Source organism: Streptomyces sp. NPDC058534, from assembly GCF_042717365.1.
In the GTDB taxonomy this organism is placed as follows: Bacteria; Actinomycetota; Actinomycetes; order Streptomycetales; family Streptomycetaceae; genus Streptomyces.
In genome coordinates this window covers 13,363-27,240 of record NZ_JBHXNW010000102.1, presented here as the reverse complement: position 1 = coordinate 27,240, position 13,878 = coordinate 13,363, and the positions used below count along the sequence as shown (strand labels likewise).

Genomic DNA, 13,878 nt, shown 5'->3' with positions numbered 1-13,878 from the left:
GGGCGGGGCGGCGCCCCCGCCCCCGGCCCGATCCTCGCCGTCACGCGTTGCGGCCTACCCTCTAGGCATGACCGAAATCGACAGCCCGCACATCGGCACTCCGCGGATCCTCGTGCTCCGGGTGCAGCCGGGCACGCCTCCGTTCCGGATCGTGGAGATCGACGGCCAGGTCGTCGGTGTGGCCAGGGCCGTCACCGACGTACTGGAGGCCGCGGCGGCCTTCGGCATCACGGTCCACGACCTGGACGACCCGGACGTGGTCCGCTGGGTGGGCGGGGACAAGTTCACCTGGACCGTGCACTAGGACGGGCCCCCGGGCCCCTCGGGGCGGCTCAGCCGACCGTCCACTTCTGGTTGGCGCCGCCCGAGCAGGTCCAGATCTGCAGCCGGGTGCCGTTGGCCGAATTGTTGCCGGTGACGTCCAGGCACTTGTCGGCCTGCGGATTGACGATGTCCCGGGCGGCGGTGACGACCCATCGCTGGGCGGCGCTGCCGTTGCAGTCCCACAACTGGACGACCGTGCCGTCCGTCGTGCCGCCCGCGTTGACGTCCAGGCACTTGCCCAGCGCCCGGATCGTGCCGTCGGAGCCCACCGTCCACCGCTGGGCGGCGGTGCCGTTGCAGTCGTAGAGCTGTACGGGGGTGCCGTTGGCGGTGTTCGCCGCGGCGACGTCCACGCACTTGCCGGCCAGGCCCCGGATCGCGCCGCCGGTGCCGGAGTCGCTCGTCGTCACCGACACGTGGTCCACCACCAGCGACTGCGGGAAGACCGTGGAGGCGTCCGGGTCGCCGGGCCAGTAGCCGCCGACCGCCAGGTTGAGGATCAGGAAGTACGGCCTGTTGAACACCCACTGCCGGCCGCCCAGGTCGGCCGGGGTGCGCCGCTGGTAGACGTTGCCGTCCACCGACCAGGTGATCGAGTCGGGCGCCCAGTCGACCGCGAAGGTGTGGAAGCCGTCCGCGAAGGCCTGGCCGCCCGGCAGGGTGTAGCCGGCGCCGATGCCGCCCGCGCCCGAGTAGCCGGGGCCGTGGATCGTGCCGTGCACGGTCGAGGGCTCGAAGCCGACGTTCTCCATGATGTCGATCTCGCCGGAGTCCGGCCAGTTCACCGGGGTGCCGAGCATCCAGAACGCCGGCCACATGCCCTGTCCGCGCGGCACCTTCATCCGGGCCTCGACGTGCCCGTACTGCGCGGTGAACTTGCCGGAGGTGTTCAGGCGGGCCGAGGTGTACTGGCAGGTGCCGTACCAGCACTGGTAGTTGGCCGGGTTCTCCTTGCGGGCCGTGATGACCAGCTGGCCCTGGCCGTTCAGCGACGCGTTCCGGTTGCCCGAGGTGTAGTACTGCCGTTCGTGGTTGTTGACGTTGTCGCCGGTCTCGATCTGCCACTTCGAGGAGTCGACGGCCGCACCGGCCGGGCCGTCGAAGGTGTCGGAGAACGTCACGGCGGCGGCCGCGGCGTCGGCGGCACGGGAATCGGGTTCCGCCTGGGCGGGGCCCGACACGAGGGACGCGGCGAGCCCCGCGGACAGGGCGGCGGCGAGGAGACATCTGCGGAGCAGGCGTGGGCGGACCACGGCTCTCCCTTCCGTACGGCGCCCCGGGGAGGGGTCGCCGACCGAGGTGGGGGGTTGAGGTGTCGCCTCTTGATTCAAGTGGTGAGATAAGGGGTGGTCAATACCTTGGTACGGACCAGATGTTCCGGAGGGTGGCGCGGTCCTCAGGTACGTGTCCTGCGGGCCTTGCGCGCGTGCACCGCACGGCTCATCCGCCGGCCCAGCAGCAGGTAACCGATCAGCGCACCACTGGAGTTGAGGATGACGTCGTCGATGTCGAAGGCCCGCCCGGTGACCAGGGCGCCCTGCGCGAACTCCACCAGCAGCATCACCACGGCCGTCAGCAGCAGCACCCGCAGCAGCCCGCGGGTGCGCGGGGCGACGACCGGGACCAGCACGCCGAACGGCACGCCCAGCAGGATGTTCCCGCCGACCTGCTTGACGGCGTCCCGCAGCGCCGGCTGGTCCAGATAGGCCTTCAGCGAGCGCCCGGGGTGCAGGTTGGTGTGCGTCAGCGCCTCTGACGCGGGGGAGGGGTTCAGGGTCAGCCGGGCCAGCACCACCGCGAACGCCACCATGAAGACGAACGCGCACAGTGTCGCCAGCAGGCGCAGCGGCAGGGGGAGCGGGCGACGTTCTTGCTGGTCGGCGTCCTTGGCCTGCGCCTTGTCGGCGCGGGGGCGTGGCAGGAAACGCAGCCCTGAGGCGGCACGAGCCATTTGATTCCTCCAGTAGTCGGCATCCCCGCGTCGCGGAGCTATTACCCCCCGAACCGCCGAGGATGCCCGGCGGTCCGGGGAACCGCTCAGGTCCCGTAGGCCACCCGCACCTCCTTGAATCCGAGGGAGCGCAGCAGACCCTGGAGCATCGCCGTGGTGTTGCTCTCGGCGCGGGCCTTCAGCTCGCTGTCCTTGGCGGCGTCGCCGATGTGCCGGGCCGCGAGCTTCTGCACGGCCTGCTCGCTGTTCGGGTTGTCCGAGAACAGGTCGCCGAGGCGGTCGAGGAGTCCGCGCTGCTTGGACACCGCGTAGGAGCGGTCGGGATCCAGGGCCGGCTCGCCGAGCGCGGCGTGCGGCAGCCTCAGCGTGGCGGACGTCCGGTCGTCGTTGACCGTCACGTCGTCCTCGCCCATCTTCCCGAGGTCGACGAAGGCGTCGACCGTGCCCGCCCCGACGTACAGCGTGCGGGAGCCGCGGACGGCGTCGGGCAGGAACTTGGTGTCCTTCTCCAGGTCCACGACGACCTGGAAGTTGCCGGATGCCGCCTCGTAACGGCTGATGTCCTGGATGGACTTGAGCAGGGCGGGACCCGAGCGGTCCTTGGTCTCGGTGCCGAACAGGTCGTTCAGGCCCGGGATGACGCTCAGCCGGAGCCCCGCGAACAGCACGGCGAGGACCACCACGACCGCGGTCAGCACCTTCGCCCAGCCGGGCATGCGCCTCGTGGGCCTCTCAACGGGACGCGTGGGATTCTTGACGGGAGTCGTCATGGCGACGGCCCTCCTTCCTACTGACCCTGATGCCCCCCATCACTGCGGCCAGACAGAACAGTTGAGGGACACGGGCCGGGGACGGGGGCACGGCAGGGGCGTACGACGGCTCAGTGCCGCGGCTTCAGCGGGCGGTCCGCGCGGCGAGTGAGGAGCACACCGTGCGTGAACCCCGGCAGCGGCAGCGGCAGCGGCAGCTCGGCTTGGCTCGTGGCTCCCCGGTGACGACCAGGCCGGCCTGCCGCCCGTCGCGCCGGTGAAGTCGCGCCGAGCGCGGCGGGCCGGGCCGTCACGGCTGCCGGCGCGTACGACGGCTCAGTGCTGCCGCTTCAGCGGCCGGTCCGCGCAGGGGCGGGACGACCACACCGCCTCCCCGTGCGTGAGTCCCGGCAGTCGCAGTTCGGCCTCCCGGACCCGCCGGGCCGGCAGCTCGCCGGTGACGAGCCAGGCGGGGTCGCCGCCCGTCGTGCCGGTGAAGTCGGCGCCCAGCGCGGCGAGCCGGGCCGTCACGGCGGCCAGCGCGTCCGGCGGGATCTCCGCCTCGAAGGCGTGGTACGGCTCGAAGAGCACGGTTCCCGCCCGGCGCAGGGCGCGGCGCAGCACGATCGGCGTCAGCCCGCGGAAGTCGGCGGCGGTGCTGAGCGGCGAGCTGAAGCCGGAGCGGATCAGCGTCACCCGGCAGTCGGTGACCGCCGCGCCGGCCGGTCCGGTCAGCAGCGTGGCGTGGACGGTCTCCTCCACCGCCTGGTGGAAGGCGCGGGGGAGCGCGCCCAGCTCCGTCTCGTAGGCGAACACCACGCCCGAGCCGCGCGGACCCGGCTCGACCCGCAGCCCGACCGTCGCCCAGTACCGGGTGTGGTCGAGCCACGGCATCTCCTCCGCCGCCTCGCCCGTACCGGCCGGGCGCTCCAGGAACCGCACCCGTCCGGGTGTGAACTCCGCCTCGACACCGAAGTCCTCGGCCAGCGTCGCCGCCAGCACCTCCATCTGGACCTCGCCGTACAGCAGCAGGGCCGTCGCGCCGGACGCCGCCGGGCGGGCGTGCAGCAGCGGGTCCTGGTCGGCCAGCGCGAGCAGGGCGGAGCGCAGCGGCGCCGCCTGCTCCGGGTGCCGCGCCCGGACCAGGGTCTGCAGCGTCGGCGGCGCGAACTGCGGGGCACGGTCGGTGAGGTCGCCGAGCCGGTCGCCGACGCGCAGGCCGCCCGGCACGGTGAGCGCGGCGATGTTCCCGGCGGTGAGCGTCGCGTCCCCGCCGACGACGTCGAGGCGGGTCACCCGGCCGGAGACCTCGGTGGCCCGGCCGTCGGCCTCGCGCCGCAGGAACGTCAGCCGCCGGCGCGGGCGCACCTCACCGTCGTACAGCCGCAGGTACGCCGTCCGCCCGCCGCCGGGTTCCGGGCGCACGGCGAAGACGGTGCCGCGCGGTGCCACGGAGCCGGCCGGTGCCGGTGCGGCAGCCGCCGGGACCAGCGATACCAGACCCTCGACCAGCTCCGCGACGCCCTGACCGCCGAGTGCGGAGCCGTGGTACAGCGGGTGGAAGGAGCCGTCGGCGGTCCGCGCGGCGAGGGCCGCGGCGAGATCCTGCGCGGTCGGCTCGGGACCGTCCACCAGGGCCGCCAGGATGTCCGGATCGACCTCGGCGAGCGCCTCGGCGGTCCGCTCGTCCGGCGGGCGGGCCACGACCAGGGCGTCGGCGGTGCCCGCGCCCGTCACCGCCGTCAGCGGCGCGACGTGCGGAGTCAGCAGGCGCCGTACGTCGTCGAGCAGGCCCTCGGGCCGCGCGCCGGCCCGGTCGACCTTGTTGACGAACACGAGCGTGGGCAGCCGCAGCCGCCGCAGGGTGCGCAGCAGCACGCGGGTCCGCGCCTGCACGCCCTCCACGGCGGACAGCAGCAGCACCGCGCCGTCGAGCACCTCCAGGGCCCGCTCGACCTCGGCGACGAAGTCGGAGTGTCCCGGGGTGTCGATCAGGTTGACCTGCGTGTCGCCGACGGTGAAGGCCGCGACGGCGGAGCGGATGGTGATGCCGCGGCGGCGCTCGATGCCGCCGTCGTCCGTACGGGTGTCACCGGCGTCGACGCTGCCGAGCCGGTCGACCGCGCCGTGGTCGAACAGCAGCCGTTCGGTGAGGCTGGTCTTACCGGCGTCGACGTGGGCCAGAATGCCGATGTTCAGGGTGTGCGTGGGGTGCATGCGCGGTCGCGTCCTCGGGAACCGTGGGCCGGAAGGGGCACTGGGGGATTCCGAGGAGTCGGCGCATGCGAACGATCCTGACCTGGAGAGACCTCAGGAGAACTGGGGAGACCTGAGCGAACACGGACGGTGCCATCATGCCGTTGGCCGCCCGGGCCGCCGCAACCGGATTTCCGTAAGCTGAGGATCCCGGCCGGGCAGGATCACGCGAGGAGCGGTCCGTGCGAGACATCGCCGTGTTCAGCGGTAGTGCCCATCCCGCGCTGGCCGAGGAGGTCTGCGCACATCTGGGGGTGCCGCTCAGCCCCACCCGGGTCAGCCGGTTCGCCAACGACTGCCTGGAGGTGCAGCTCCTGGCCAACTGCCGGGAGCGGGACGTCTTCCTGGTCCAGCCCCTGGTCAAGCCGGTCCAGGAGCATCTGGTCGAGCTGCTGCTGATGTGCGACGCGGCCCGCGGGGCGTCGGCCGGCCGCATCACCGTCGTCATGCCGCACTACTCCTACGCCCGCTCCGACAAGAAGGACGCCCCGCGCATCTCGCTGGGCGGCCGCCTCGTCGCCGACCTGCTGGTGGCGGCCGGCGCGGGCCGGGTCCTCGCGATGACGCTGCACTCGCCCCAGGTGCACGGCTTCTTCCCGGTCCCGGTCGACCACCTGCACGCGCTGCGGGAACTGGCCGCGCACTTCCGGCAGTACGACCTCTCCCGCACCACCGTCGTCTCGCCGGACCTGGGCAACGCCAAGGAGGCCGCCGCGTTCGCCCGGATGCTCGACGCCCAGGTGGCGGCCGGCGCCAAGCAGCGGTACGCCGACGACCGGGTCAGCATCAGCGCCGTGATCGGGGACGTCACCGGGCGCGACGTCATCGTGCTCGACGACGAGATCGCCAAGGGCAGCACGGTGCTGGAACTCCTCGACCGGCTCCGGGAGTCGGGTCCGCGCACCATCCGCCTCGCCTGTACGCACGGGCTGTTCGCGGCCGGTGCGCTGGGGCGGCTCAGCGAGCAGCCGGACGTGCTGGAGATCGTGTGCACCAACACCGTGCCGGTGCCGGCCGACGACCACACGGACAAGCTGCGGATCCTGTCCATCGCCCCGGCACTCGCCGAGGCCGTGCGCCGCATCCACAACGGCGAGTCGGTCAGCGCCCTGTTCGACGCGCGGCCGGCAGGCTGACGCCGAGTACCTCGTCCAGGGTCGGCCGGGGCGGCAGCAGCCGGGTCAGGCCGGTGATCCGCAGCATCCGCAGGGTCAGCGGGTGGGCGCACACCAGGTGCACCTGCCCGCCCCCGTCGAGCACCTGACCGCGGGCCCGGTGCAGCAGCCGCAGTCCGGAGCAGTCGAAGAACTCGATCCCGCCGAGGTCGAGGACGACCCGGGCGCCGGGGCGCCGGGTCTCCTGGTCCAGGTGCGGCGTGATCTCCGCGGCCGACGCGATGTCGATCTCGCCCCGGAACTCCAGCACCGTGTGCCCCCGGTCGTGGCGCACGAGCAGATGCCGGGTGGGCGACGCCGATTCCTGCCGCACGAGACTTGCCTCCAGCTTGTTCCGGCCTGCTTCCGGCCTGCTTCCGGAGGGCTCAACCAGCCAGCCCGCACGAAAAGTTACCCCGATCGAGCGAATCTGAGCATGTTCGATTGACATATGTCATCGAAATCTCACAGCCGAGTTGATCAGTCGATCAGTCGACAACGAGAACGATCTTGCCGGTGGTGCGGCCGGTCTCGCCGAGCGCGTGCGCCTCGGCCGCCTCGGCCAGCGGGAACGTCTTCTCGATCGTGGCCTTCAGCTTCCCGGCCTCGACCAGGGCCGCGACCGCCCCCATGTCGGCCCGGTCGGCGTCCACCAGCATCCGGACCGCCCGCACGCCGAGCCGCCCGGCCTCCTCGAAGAACTCGTCCGAGCCGACCGGCAGGATCGACACCACCACCCCGCCGGGGCGCAGCACGCGCAGTGACCGCAGGGACGTGTCGCCGCCGATCGTGTCCAGCACGACGTCGACGTCCTTCACCGCCTCGGTGAAGTCCGTCTCCCGGTAGTCCACGGTCTCGTCCGCCCCCAGAGAGCGCAGGAACTCGTGCTTGCCCGCGCTGGCGGTGCCGATCACATGGGCGCCCCGGGCCTTGGCGATCTGTACCGCCACATGGCCCACACCGCCGGCCGCCGCGTGGATCAGCACCCGGTGCCCCGGCCGGACGTCGGCCCGCTCCACCAGCGCCTGCCACGCCGTCAGCGAGACCAGGGGGAGGGCGCCCGCCTGCACGTGGTCGATTCCGGCCGGCTTGTGCGTGAAGGTGCGTGCGGGAGCGGTGACGTACTCCGCGTGGGAGCCGTGGCCGAAGGGGTACGACAGCATGCCGAAGACCTCGTCGCCGGGCGCGAAGGCGGCCACGCCGATCCCCACCGCCTCCACCGTGCCCGAGACGTCCCAGCCCAGCACGAAGGGCGGCTCACCGAGGAAGCCGCCGTTCGCCCGGTGCTTCCAGTCGGTCGGGTTCACTCCGGCGGCGCGCACCCGCACCAGCACCTCGTTCGGGCGCGGCTCGGGGCGCGGGGGCCGTACTTCCTTGAGGACCTCGGGTCCGCCGAGGACGTCCTGGCTGATGGCGCGCATGGTGTTCATCGAGAACCTCGCAATTGGGGAGCGGTTCCAGGGGCACGGTCTGCAACCTCCGACGAGATCGTGTCATTCCCGGGGCGGCACGGCATCCGGATGCCCTGGTCGGCAGGGGGATTCGTCGACCTCGGACGGCCATGACATCGCTTCAGGAGCCTGCCGCCGCCGACTGAATCGTCTCCGCCGGGATATCAGCAAGGGAGAGGGCACGGGGCACGTCGGCCCCGCGCCCGGAATCCTTCGGAGGAGACATGGCAACGGTCAACGCGGGCGTCGTGGTACTCGACTGCGCCGAGCCCGAGAAGCTCGCCGAGTTCTACAAGGGCCTGCTGGGGGCGGAAGAGACCGAGGCGACCGCCAACCGGGTCGAGATCGAGGGCCCGCGCGGTTTCCGCATGGCCTTCCGGCGGGACGTCAACGCGACCCCGCCGAGCTGGCCCCGTCCCGAGAACTCCCTCCAGGTCCACCTGGACTTCGTGGTGGCGGAGCTGGACGAGGCCGAACGCGCGATCGTGGGGCTCGGCGGACGCCCCGTGGAGGCGAAGGACCCGGCCGGTCCGCACGAGGAGCGCGGCTTCTCCGACCCGGCGGGGCACTCCTTCACCGTGCGCCTGGCCGTCGCGCCGACGGCACCCAAACAGGGCTGACCACAGCCTGCCGGGTGCCGTCGCGGGGGAGGAGGGGACTGCGACGCGGTCAGTCCCGTCCGCCCTTGTCGACCGGCCACACGCCGGTCGAGCGCTCGATGGCCTTGGCACCCGTACGGTCCACGGCGCTGCGCACCGCCGCGAAGATGGCGCCCTGGATCGCGGCGGCCAGCAGGATCTCGCCCCAGCCGCGGTCCGGGTCCAGCGCGTCGGGCGCGTCGTCCTCGTGCCGGATCAGCTTCCAGGTCTTCTGGAACGCCATCCCGGCCAGCGTGCCGCCCACCCAGCCGAGCGCGAACCCGACGGGCTTGTAGGCGAGCGGGAGCTTCTTCTTCTTGGGCTTCGCCATGCCTATCTCTCCTTGCGTGGTGTGTGCCGTTTACGTCGTCGGCGTCGTCGGCCTCGTCGTGTGCGGAAGGGTCAGGGCCGGCCCCGTACCGGCACCTCCTCGTCGGCCCGGACGGGCCCCGGCGGAGTGCCGTCACCGAACGGCCGGCCGCCCAGTTCGTCCCGGTGGTGGGGCGTGAGCCAGCCGGCGAGGGCCGGGCCCAGGGGCACGATCGCCGTCGGATTGATGCCGGTGTGCACCTGGTAGTAGTGGCGCTTGATGTGGTCGAAGTCGACGGTGTCCCCGAACCCGGGTGTCTGGAACAGGTCGCGGACGTACCCCCACAGCACCGGGTGCTCCGCCAGCTTCCAGCGGTTGCACTTGAAGTGACCGTGGTAGACGGCGTCGAACCGGACCAGCGTCGTGAACAGCCGGATGTCGGCCTCGGTGATGGCGTCACCGACCAGGTAGCGCTGCCGCTCCAGCCGCGGCACCAACTGCTCCAGCCGCCGGAACACGCCCGCGCACGCGGCCTCGTACTCCTCCTGGCCGGTCGCGAAGCCCGCCCGGTACACGCCGTTGTTGACGTCCTCGTAGACGCCGGCCATCACCTCGTCGATCTCGTCGCGCCGGGCCCGCGGATACAGGTCGGGCGCGCCCGGCCGGTGCAGGGAGGTCCACTCGGTGGCGAGATCCAGGGTGATCCGCTGGTAGTCGTTGGTGACCAGCGACCCGGTGGGCACGTCCACGATCGCGGGCACGCTCACCCCGCCCGGATAGCCGGTCTCCCGCCGGTCGTAGGCCTCGCCCAGGTAGCGGATGCCGAGGACCGGGTCACGGCCGTCCGGGTCCAGCGTGAACCGCCAGCTGCGGTCGTCCTGGATCGGATCGGCCACGGCCAGGGACAGGGCGTCCTCCAGCCCGAGCAGCCGCCGGGAGACCAGGGCCCGGCTCGCCCACGGACAGGCTCGGCTGACCACCAGGCGGTACCGGCCGGACTCCACCGGCCAGCCGTCGCGGCCGTCCGCGGTGATCCGGTCCGCGAAGTGGCTCTTGGACCGCTTGAACGGCTTCCTGCCGTACCCGCTGTTGCCCGGCGTCCCGCCGTCACCGCTCATGGGTCTGCCTCCAGTCTTTCGGGTGCCCTGGTGGACGCGTTCCCCGTTTTCGGCCGTCGGCACTGGTGGGCCACCCACAAGGCGGGGTGTGAGTCCTGCCGCCACGGGCATTCGGCCCTTCGTGACTGAGACAGCCGCGGAAGAGAAGGCAGGCCGGAAGGACGGCCGGGAGGACCACGAGAAGGGTGACGGGAGCGGTGACGGGAAGAACGTGAGCGCCGAGACCAAGGCCGACCGCAGGACACGGGTCACCGTGCTGGTCGCCCTCGCGGCCAACCTGGTGATCGCCGTCGCCAAGGCGATCGGCGGGTTCCTCGCGGGATCGCCCGCGCTGCTGTCGGAGGCCGCGCACTCGGTGGCGGACAGCATGAACGAGGTCTTCCTCCTCGCCGCCCTGCGCCGCAGCCGCCGCCCCGCCGACCGGAAGCACCCCTTCGGCTACGGCAAGGAACGGTTCTTCTGGTCGCTCCTCGCCGCCGTCGGCATCTTCGTCATGGGCGGCTGCTTCTCCTTCTTCCAGGGCATCGAGGCCCTGCGCACCGGCGCCGACGAGGAACTGGGCGGCTACGTGGCCGGACTGGTCGTGCTCGGCATCGCCCTGCTCGCCGAGGGCGGCTCCCTGCTGCGGGCCCTGCACCAGGTCAGGGGCCAGGGCGGCCTCGCCACCGGGCTGCGCGACCCGGCCCTGCGCACGGTCGTCGCCGAGGACGGCACCGCGGTGCTCGGCGTGACCCTCGCCATGACCGGCATGGTCCTGCACATGGTCACCGGACAGGTGGTCTGGGAGGCCTGCGCCTCGCTCGCGATCGGTGCGCTGCTCGTGTTCGTGGCCTACCGGCTGGGCCGCGAGGCCCGCGACCAGCTGATCGGCCAGGCCGCCGACCCCGAGGCCAGCGGCCGGATCTGCGCCCTGCTGGAGGCCCAGCCGGAGATCGACAGTGTCGAGGCGCTGTTCACCATGAAGACCGGCCTCGATTCCACCCTGGTGGCCGCGCGCGTCGACCTGATGCCGGGCATGGACAGCGAACGGGTGGAGGAGGTCGCCGTGCGCATCAAGCGCTCGATCGCCCACACCGTTCCCGAGGCGGGACAGATCTTCCTCGACGTCACCGACCGCCCCGCGCGCGAGGCGGCGGAAAGCCCCGCCGCGACGGGGGAACGCGGCGGGGCCTGACCCCCGGGTGCCCATGACCCGTCGGTCCATGCACGCCGTGGCGGGGAGTCTCCGCGCGCCCGGATCAGCTCCCGTCGGCGGGCTCCAGGACGAAGACGGGGATCTCCCGGTCCGTCTTCTTCTGGTAGTCGGCGTACGGGGGATACGCCGCGACGGCACGCTCCCACCACTCGGCCTTCTCCACGCCCGTGACCTCACGGGCCGTCATGTCGCGCCGCACCGGGCCGTCCTGGAGTTCCACGTGGGGGTCGGCCATCACGTTGAAGTACCAGACCGGGTGCTTGGGAGCGCCGCCCAGGGAGGCGACCACGGCGTACGTGCCGTCCTGCTCGACGCGCATCAGCGGCGTCTTGCGGACCTTCCCGCTCCGGGCGCCCCGGCTGGTCAGCACGATCACGGGCAGGCCTGTGTTCTGCAGGGTCGTGCCCTTGGTGCCGCCCGAGCTCTCGTACAGCTCGACCTGTTCGCGCACCCACTTCGTCGGGCTGGGTTCGTACTCGCCGTCCAGAGTCATGTGTGCATCCGTCCCATCGTGTCGTCGTCGGGCCGACCGGTCCGGTGTACGCCACCGGTCGGTGCGGATCCGTCCCATCCATACCGCATCCTCCCCCCGAACCGCCGGGCACCGTGCCGCCCGGCCAGTTCCGGCGGCCGGTCGGCGCCCCCGGACGGCCCGATCGCGCCACGAACCCGGCGCGTCCGGCCCTGCGGGGCCGGAGTGGCACCCCGCACCCGGTGATCCCGGCCAGTCTGCCCCCGTCACCGATCTGGCCGAACTTGGCGTCGCCGCATAGATGCCCGAGGCATCTAATGGAGATCGGCACGACGCACTCTTCGTCTGCGAGGTCTTCCATGACGGACACGGACACGGACACGACGCACCCCGTCGCCTTCCCGCAGGACCGGACCTGCCCCTACCACCCGCCCGCCGCCTACGACCCGCTGCGCGCCACCCGTCCACTGGCCCGCGTCACCCTCTTCGACGGCCGCCCCGCCTGGCTCGTCACCGGGCACACCACCGCCCGCCGGCTGCTGGCCGACCAGCGGCTGTCGACCGACCGCACCCGCGACGGCTTCCCCGCCACCTCGGCACGGCTCACCGCGGTACGAGGCCGCAGCCCCGCCCTGCTCGGCGTCGACGACCCGGAACACCGCGCCCAACGCAGGATGGTGATACCGGAGTTCACCCTCAAACGCGCCGCCGCCATGCGCCCGCGCATCCAGGAGATCGTCGACGAACGGCTCGAAGCGATGATCGGGCAGGGCCCGCCCGCCGATCTGGTGCCGGCCTTCGCGCTGCCGGTGCCCTCGATGGTGATCTGCGCGCTGCTCGGCGTCCCCTACGCCGACCACGACTTCTTCGAGGAGCAGTCCCGCCGGCTGCTGCGCGGCCCCCGGCCCGAAGACACCCTTGAGGCACGCGACCGACTGGAGTCGTACCTGGGGGAGTTGGTCGACCGCAAACGGAAGACTCCGGGCGAGGGTCTGCTGGACGACCTGGTCCGGCAGCAGCTGGGCGAAGGGTCCCTGGACCGGGACCAGTTGATCGCCTTCGCGGTCATCCTGCTGGTCGCCGGCCACGAGACCACCGCCAACATGATCTCGCTGGGCACCTTCACGCTCCTGCGGAGCCCCGGGCGCCTGGCCGAACTGCGCGCCGATCCCGCCTTGCTGCCCGGCGCGGTCGAGGAACTGATGCGGGTGCTCTCGATCGCGGACGGACTGCTCCGGACGGCGGTCGAGGACATCGAGGTGGAGGGGCAGACCATCCGGGCCGGCGACGGGGTCGTCTTCTCCACCTCCGTCATCAACCGCGACGAGACGGTCTACCCGGAGCCGGACGCCCTGGACTGGCACCGTCCGGCCCGCCATCACGTCGCCTTCGGGTTCGGCATCCACCAGTGCCTGGGCCAGAACCTGGCCCGCGCCGAGCTGGAGATCGCCCTGCACAGCCTCTTCGAGCGGCTGCCCGAACTGCGCCTGGCCGCCCCGGCGGAGGAGATTCCCTTCAAGCCCGGCGACACGATCCAGGGGATGCTGGAACTCCCCGTGGCCTGGTAGGAGGGTCCGCACATGCACATCGGTATCGACCAGGACACCTGCATCGGGGCGGGACAGTGCGCCCTGACCGCCCCGGAGGTCTTCACCCAGGACGACGACGGCTACAGCGCGCTCCGCCCCGGCCGGGAGGACGGGGGCGGCAGCGCCCTGGTGCGGGAGGCCGCCCGCGCGTGCCCCGTCGGCGCCATCACCGTGTCGGAGCGGGTGGGCCGACACCCGGGCTCGCGTGGGCCGGGGATCACATGAAGATCTCGGACAGGTAGATCTCGTCCACTCCGGTGATCCCCTTGATCCCGTCCGCGCCGGCCGAGGGGTCGACGTCGAACTCGACGTCGTCGCCGCCCCAGCCGGCCATCGCCACGGTCGAGACCTTGACACCCGAGGTCGTCTCCCAGCCGACCTCCCACAGCACCTGGACGGCGCCGAACGCGGTGCAGTGGACGTCGCCGTAGGCCCGGGCGGAGCCGTCCTCGTTGACGCACACGGTGATCGTTCCGTAGCCGTTCTGCACCTCCTTGGTCTCGGTCACGCAGCCGGGCGCCGCCGACACGGCGGCGCCCGGCGCGGCGGGCGCCGCGCCGGCGGGGGGGGGGGGGGCGGGGGCGCGCCCCGGGGGAGCTGGGGGCGGGGGGGGGGTTGAGCGCGTGTTGTCGGGGTGGGGTTCAGCCGGGTGGAGAGGGTGGCGCGAGACC

Annotated in this window: 16 protein-coding genes; 6 read left to right on the top strand and 10 right to left on the bottom strand. The window is 72.3% G+C overall.

Annotated elements, in window-relative coordinates:
* Window positions 1-67 precede the first annotated feature (67 nt).
* Window positions 68-304: a hypothetical protein gene (locus ACFWR9_RS38525; RefSeq protein WP_383851121.1), complete on the top strand. Its 237-nt coding sequence runs from the start codon at window positions 68-70 to the stop codon at window positions 302-304.
* 28 nt (window positions 305-332) lie between these two features.
* Here the strand turns inward: ACFWR9_RS38525 and ACFWR9_RS38520 are convergent, their stop codons facing one another.
* The 4 genes from ACFWR9_RS38520 to otr(A) all read right to left on the bottom strand — a co-directional run bounded on the left by ACFWR9_RS38520 (window position 333) and on the right by otr(A) (window position 5,241).
* Window positions 333-1,577 carry a ricin-type beta-trefoil lectin domain protein gene (locus tag ACFWR9_RS38520; protein ID WP_383851119.1) on the bottom strand — a complete coding sequence of 415 codons (1,245 nt, stop codon included), beginning with the start codon at window positions 1,575-1,577 and terminating at the stop codon, window positions 333-335.
* Window positions 1,578-1,720: 143 nt separating this feature from the next.
* Entirely contained in the window at window positions 1,721-2,275 is a 555-nt protein-coding gene (locus tag ACFWR9_RS38515; protein ID WP_383851116.1) for a VanZ family protein, read from the bottom strand.
* 86 nt (window positions 2,276-2,361) lie between these two features.
* Window positions 2,362-3,045 carry a DUF4230 domain-containing protein gene (locus tag ACFWR9_RS38510; RefSeq protein WP_383851113.1) on the bottom strand — a complete coding sequence of 228 codons (684 nt, stop codon included), beginning with the start codon at window positions 3,043-3,045 and terminating at the stop codon, window positions 2,362-2,364.
* Between the two features lie 315 nt (window positions 3,046-3,360).
* Entirely contained in the window at window positions 3,361-5,241 is a 1,881-nt protein-coding gene (gene otr(A) / locus ACFWR9_RS38505; RefSeq protein ID WP_383851110.1) for a tetracycline resistance ribosomal protection protein Otr(A), read from the bottom strand.
* A 221-nt stretch (window positions 5,242-5,462) separates the two neighbouring features.
* On the opposite strand from otr(A), the gene ACFWR9_RS38500 reads away from it, so the two are divergent.
* Complete coding sequence (locus tag ACFWR9_RS38500; RefSeq protein ID WP_383851108.1) at window positions 5,463-6,416, top strand: ribose-phosphate diphosphokinase; 954 nt, start codon at window positions 5,463-5,465, stop codon at window positions 6,414-6,416.
* Here the strand turns inward: ACFWR9_RS38500 and ACFWR9_RS38495 are convergent.
* Both ACFWR9_RS38495 and ACFWR9_RS38490 read right to left on the bottom strand, forming a co-directional pair.
* On the bottom strand, window positions 6,382-6,768 hold the full coding sequence (locus ACFWR9_RS38495; RefSeq protein WP_383851106.1) for an anti-sigma factor antagonist: 387 nt from the start codon (window positions 6,766-6,768) through the stop codon (window positions 6,382-6,384). The genes ACFWR9_RS38500 and ACFWR9_RS38495 overlap by 35 nt on opposite strands.
* Window positions 6,769-6,922: 154 nt before the next feature.
* Window positions 6,923-7,864, bottom strand: a complete 942-nt coding sequence (locus tag ACFWR9_RS38490) for an NADP-dependent oxidoreductase (protein WP_383851103.1) — start codon at window positions 7,862-7,864, stop codon at window positions 6,923-6,925.
* Between the two features lie 245 nt (window positions 7,865-8,109).
* Between ACFWR9_RS38490 and ACFWR9_RS38485 the strand changes: the two genes are divergently transcribed.
* On the top strand, window positions 8,110-8,505 hold the full coding sequence (locus ACFWR9_RS38485) for a VOC family protein (RefSeq protein WP_064731142.1): 396 nt from the start codon (window positions 8,110-8,112) through the stop codon (window positions 8,503-8,505).
* A 49-nt stretch (window positions 8,506-8,554) separates the two neighbouring features.
* Here the strand turns inward: ACFWR9_RS38485 and ACFWR9_RS38480 are convergent, their stop codons facing one another.
* On the bottom strand, window positions 8,555-8,854 hold the full coding sequence (locus ACFWR9_RS38480; RefSeq protein ID WP_122615220.1) for a DUF4235 domain-containing protein: 300 nt from the start codon (window positions 8,852-8,854) through the stop codon (window positions 8,555-8,557).
* 71 nt (window positions 8,855-8,925) lie between these two features.
* Complete coding sequence (locus ACFWR9_RS38475) at window positions 8,926-9,951, bottom strand: glutathione S-transferase family protein (protein WP_383851098.1); 1,026 nt, start codon at window positions 9,949-9,951, stop codon at window positions 8,926-8,928.
* A gap of 211 nt (window positions 9,952-10,162) precedes the next feature.
* On the opposite strand from ACFWR9_RS38475, the gene ACFWR9_RS38470 reads away from it, so the two are divergent.
* Entirely contained in the window at window positions 10,163-11,125 is a 963-nt protein-coding gene (locus tag ACFWR9_RS38470; protein ID WP_383851124.1) for a cation diffusion facilitator family transporter, read from the top strand.
* 64 nt (window positions 11,126-11,189) lie between these two features.
* Here the strand turns inward: ACFWR9_RS38470 and ACFWR9_RS38465 are convergent, their stop codons facing one another.
* Window positions 11,190-11,639: a nitroreductase family deazaflavin-dependent oxidoreductase gene (locus ACFWR9_RS38465; RefSeq protein ID WP_383851095.1), complete on the bottom strand. Its 450-nt coding sequence runs from the start codon at window positions 11,637-11,639 to the stop codon at window positions 11,190-11,192.
* A gap of 338 nt (window positions 11,640-11,977) precedes the next feature.
* Between ACFWR9_RS38465 and ACFWR9_RS38460 the strand changes: the two genes are divergently transcribed.
* Both ACFWR9_RS38460 and ACFWR9_RS38455 read left to right on the top strand, forming a co-directional pair.
* Window positions 11,978-13,186, top strand: a complete 1,209-nt coding sequence (locus ACFWR9_RS38460) for a cytochrome P450 (RefSeq protein ID WP_383851092.1) — start codon at window positions 11,978-11,980, stop codon at window positions 13,184-13,186.
* Window positions 13,187-13,198: 12 nt separating this feature from the next.
* Window positions 13,199-13,432 (top strand): ferredoxin, encoded by a 234-nt coding sequence (locus ACFWR9_RS38455; RefSeq protein ID WP_383851089.1) that lies wholly within the window; start codon window positions 13,199-13,201, stop codon window positions 13,430-13,432.
* On the opposite strand, the gene ACFWR9_RS38450 is transcribed toward ACFWR9_RS38455, so the two are convergent.
* Window positions 13,425-13,715, bottom strand: coding sequence for a hypothetical protein (locus tag ACFWR9_RS38450; protein WP_383851086.1), 291 nt, complete (start codon window positions 13,713-13,715; stop codon window positions 13,425-13,427). The genes ACFWR9_RS38455 and ACFWR9_RS38450 overlap by 8 nt on opposite strands.
* Window positions 13,716-13,878: the final 163 nt, after the last annotated feature.

Coding starts and splice junctions, on each gene's coding strand:
- ACFWR9_RS38525 (WP_383851121.1), top strand. CDS start 68: ATGACCGAAATCGACAGCCCGCACATCGGCACTCCGCGGATCCTCGTG.
- ACFWR9_RS38515 (WP_383851116.1), bottom strand. CDS start 2,275: ATGGCTCGTGCCGCCTCAGGGCTGCGTTTCCTGCCACGCCCCCGCGCC.
- ACFWR9_RS38510 (WP_383851113.1), bottom strand. CDS start 3,045: ATGACGACTCCCGTCAAGAATCCCACGCGTCCCGTTGAGAGGCCCACG.
- ACFWR9_RS38490 (WP_383851103.1), bottom strand. CDS start 7,864: ATGAACACCATGCGCGCCATCAGCCAGGACGTCCTCGGCGGACCCGAG.
- ACFWR9_RS38485 (WP_064731142.1), top strand. CDS start 8,110: ATGGCAACGGTCAACGCGGGCGTCGTGGTACTCGACTGCGCCGAGCCC.
- ACFWR9_RS38480 (WP_122615220.1), bottom strand. CDS start 8,854: ATGGCGAAGCCCAAGAAGAAGAAGCTCCCGCTCGCCTACAAGCCCGTC.
- ACFWR9_RS38475 (WP_383851098.1), bottom strand. CDS start 9,951: ATGAGCGGTGACGGCGGGACGCCGGGCAACAGCGGGTACGGCAGGAAG.
- ACFWR9_RS38465 (WP_383851095.1), bottom strand. CDS start 11,639: ATGACTCTGGACGGCGAGTACGAACCCAGCCCGACGAAGTGGGTGCGC.
- ACFWR9_RS38460 (WP_383851092.1), top strand. CDS start 11,978: ATGACGGACACGGACACGGACACGACGCACCCCGTCGCCTTCCCGCAG.
- ACFWR9_RS38455 (WP_383851089.1), top strand. CDS start 13,199: ATGCACATCGGTATCGACCAGGACACCTGCATCGGGGCGGGACAGTGC.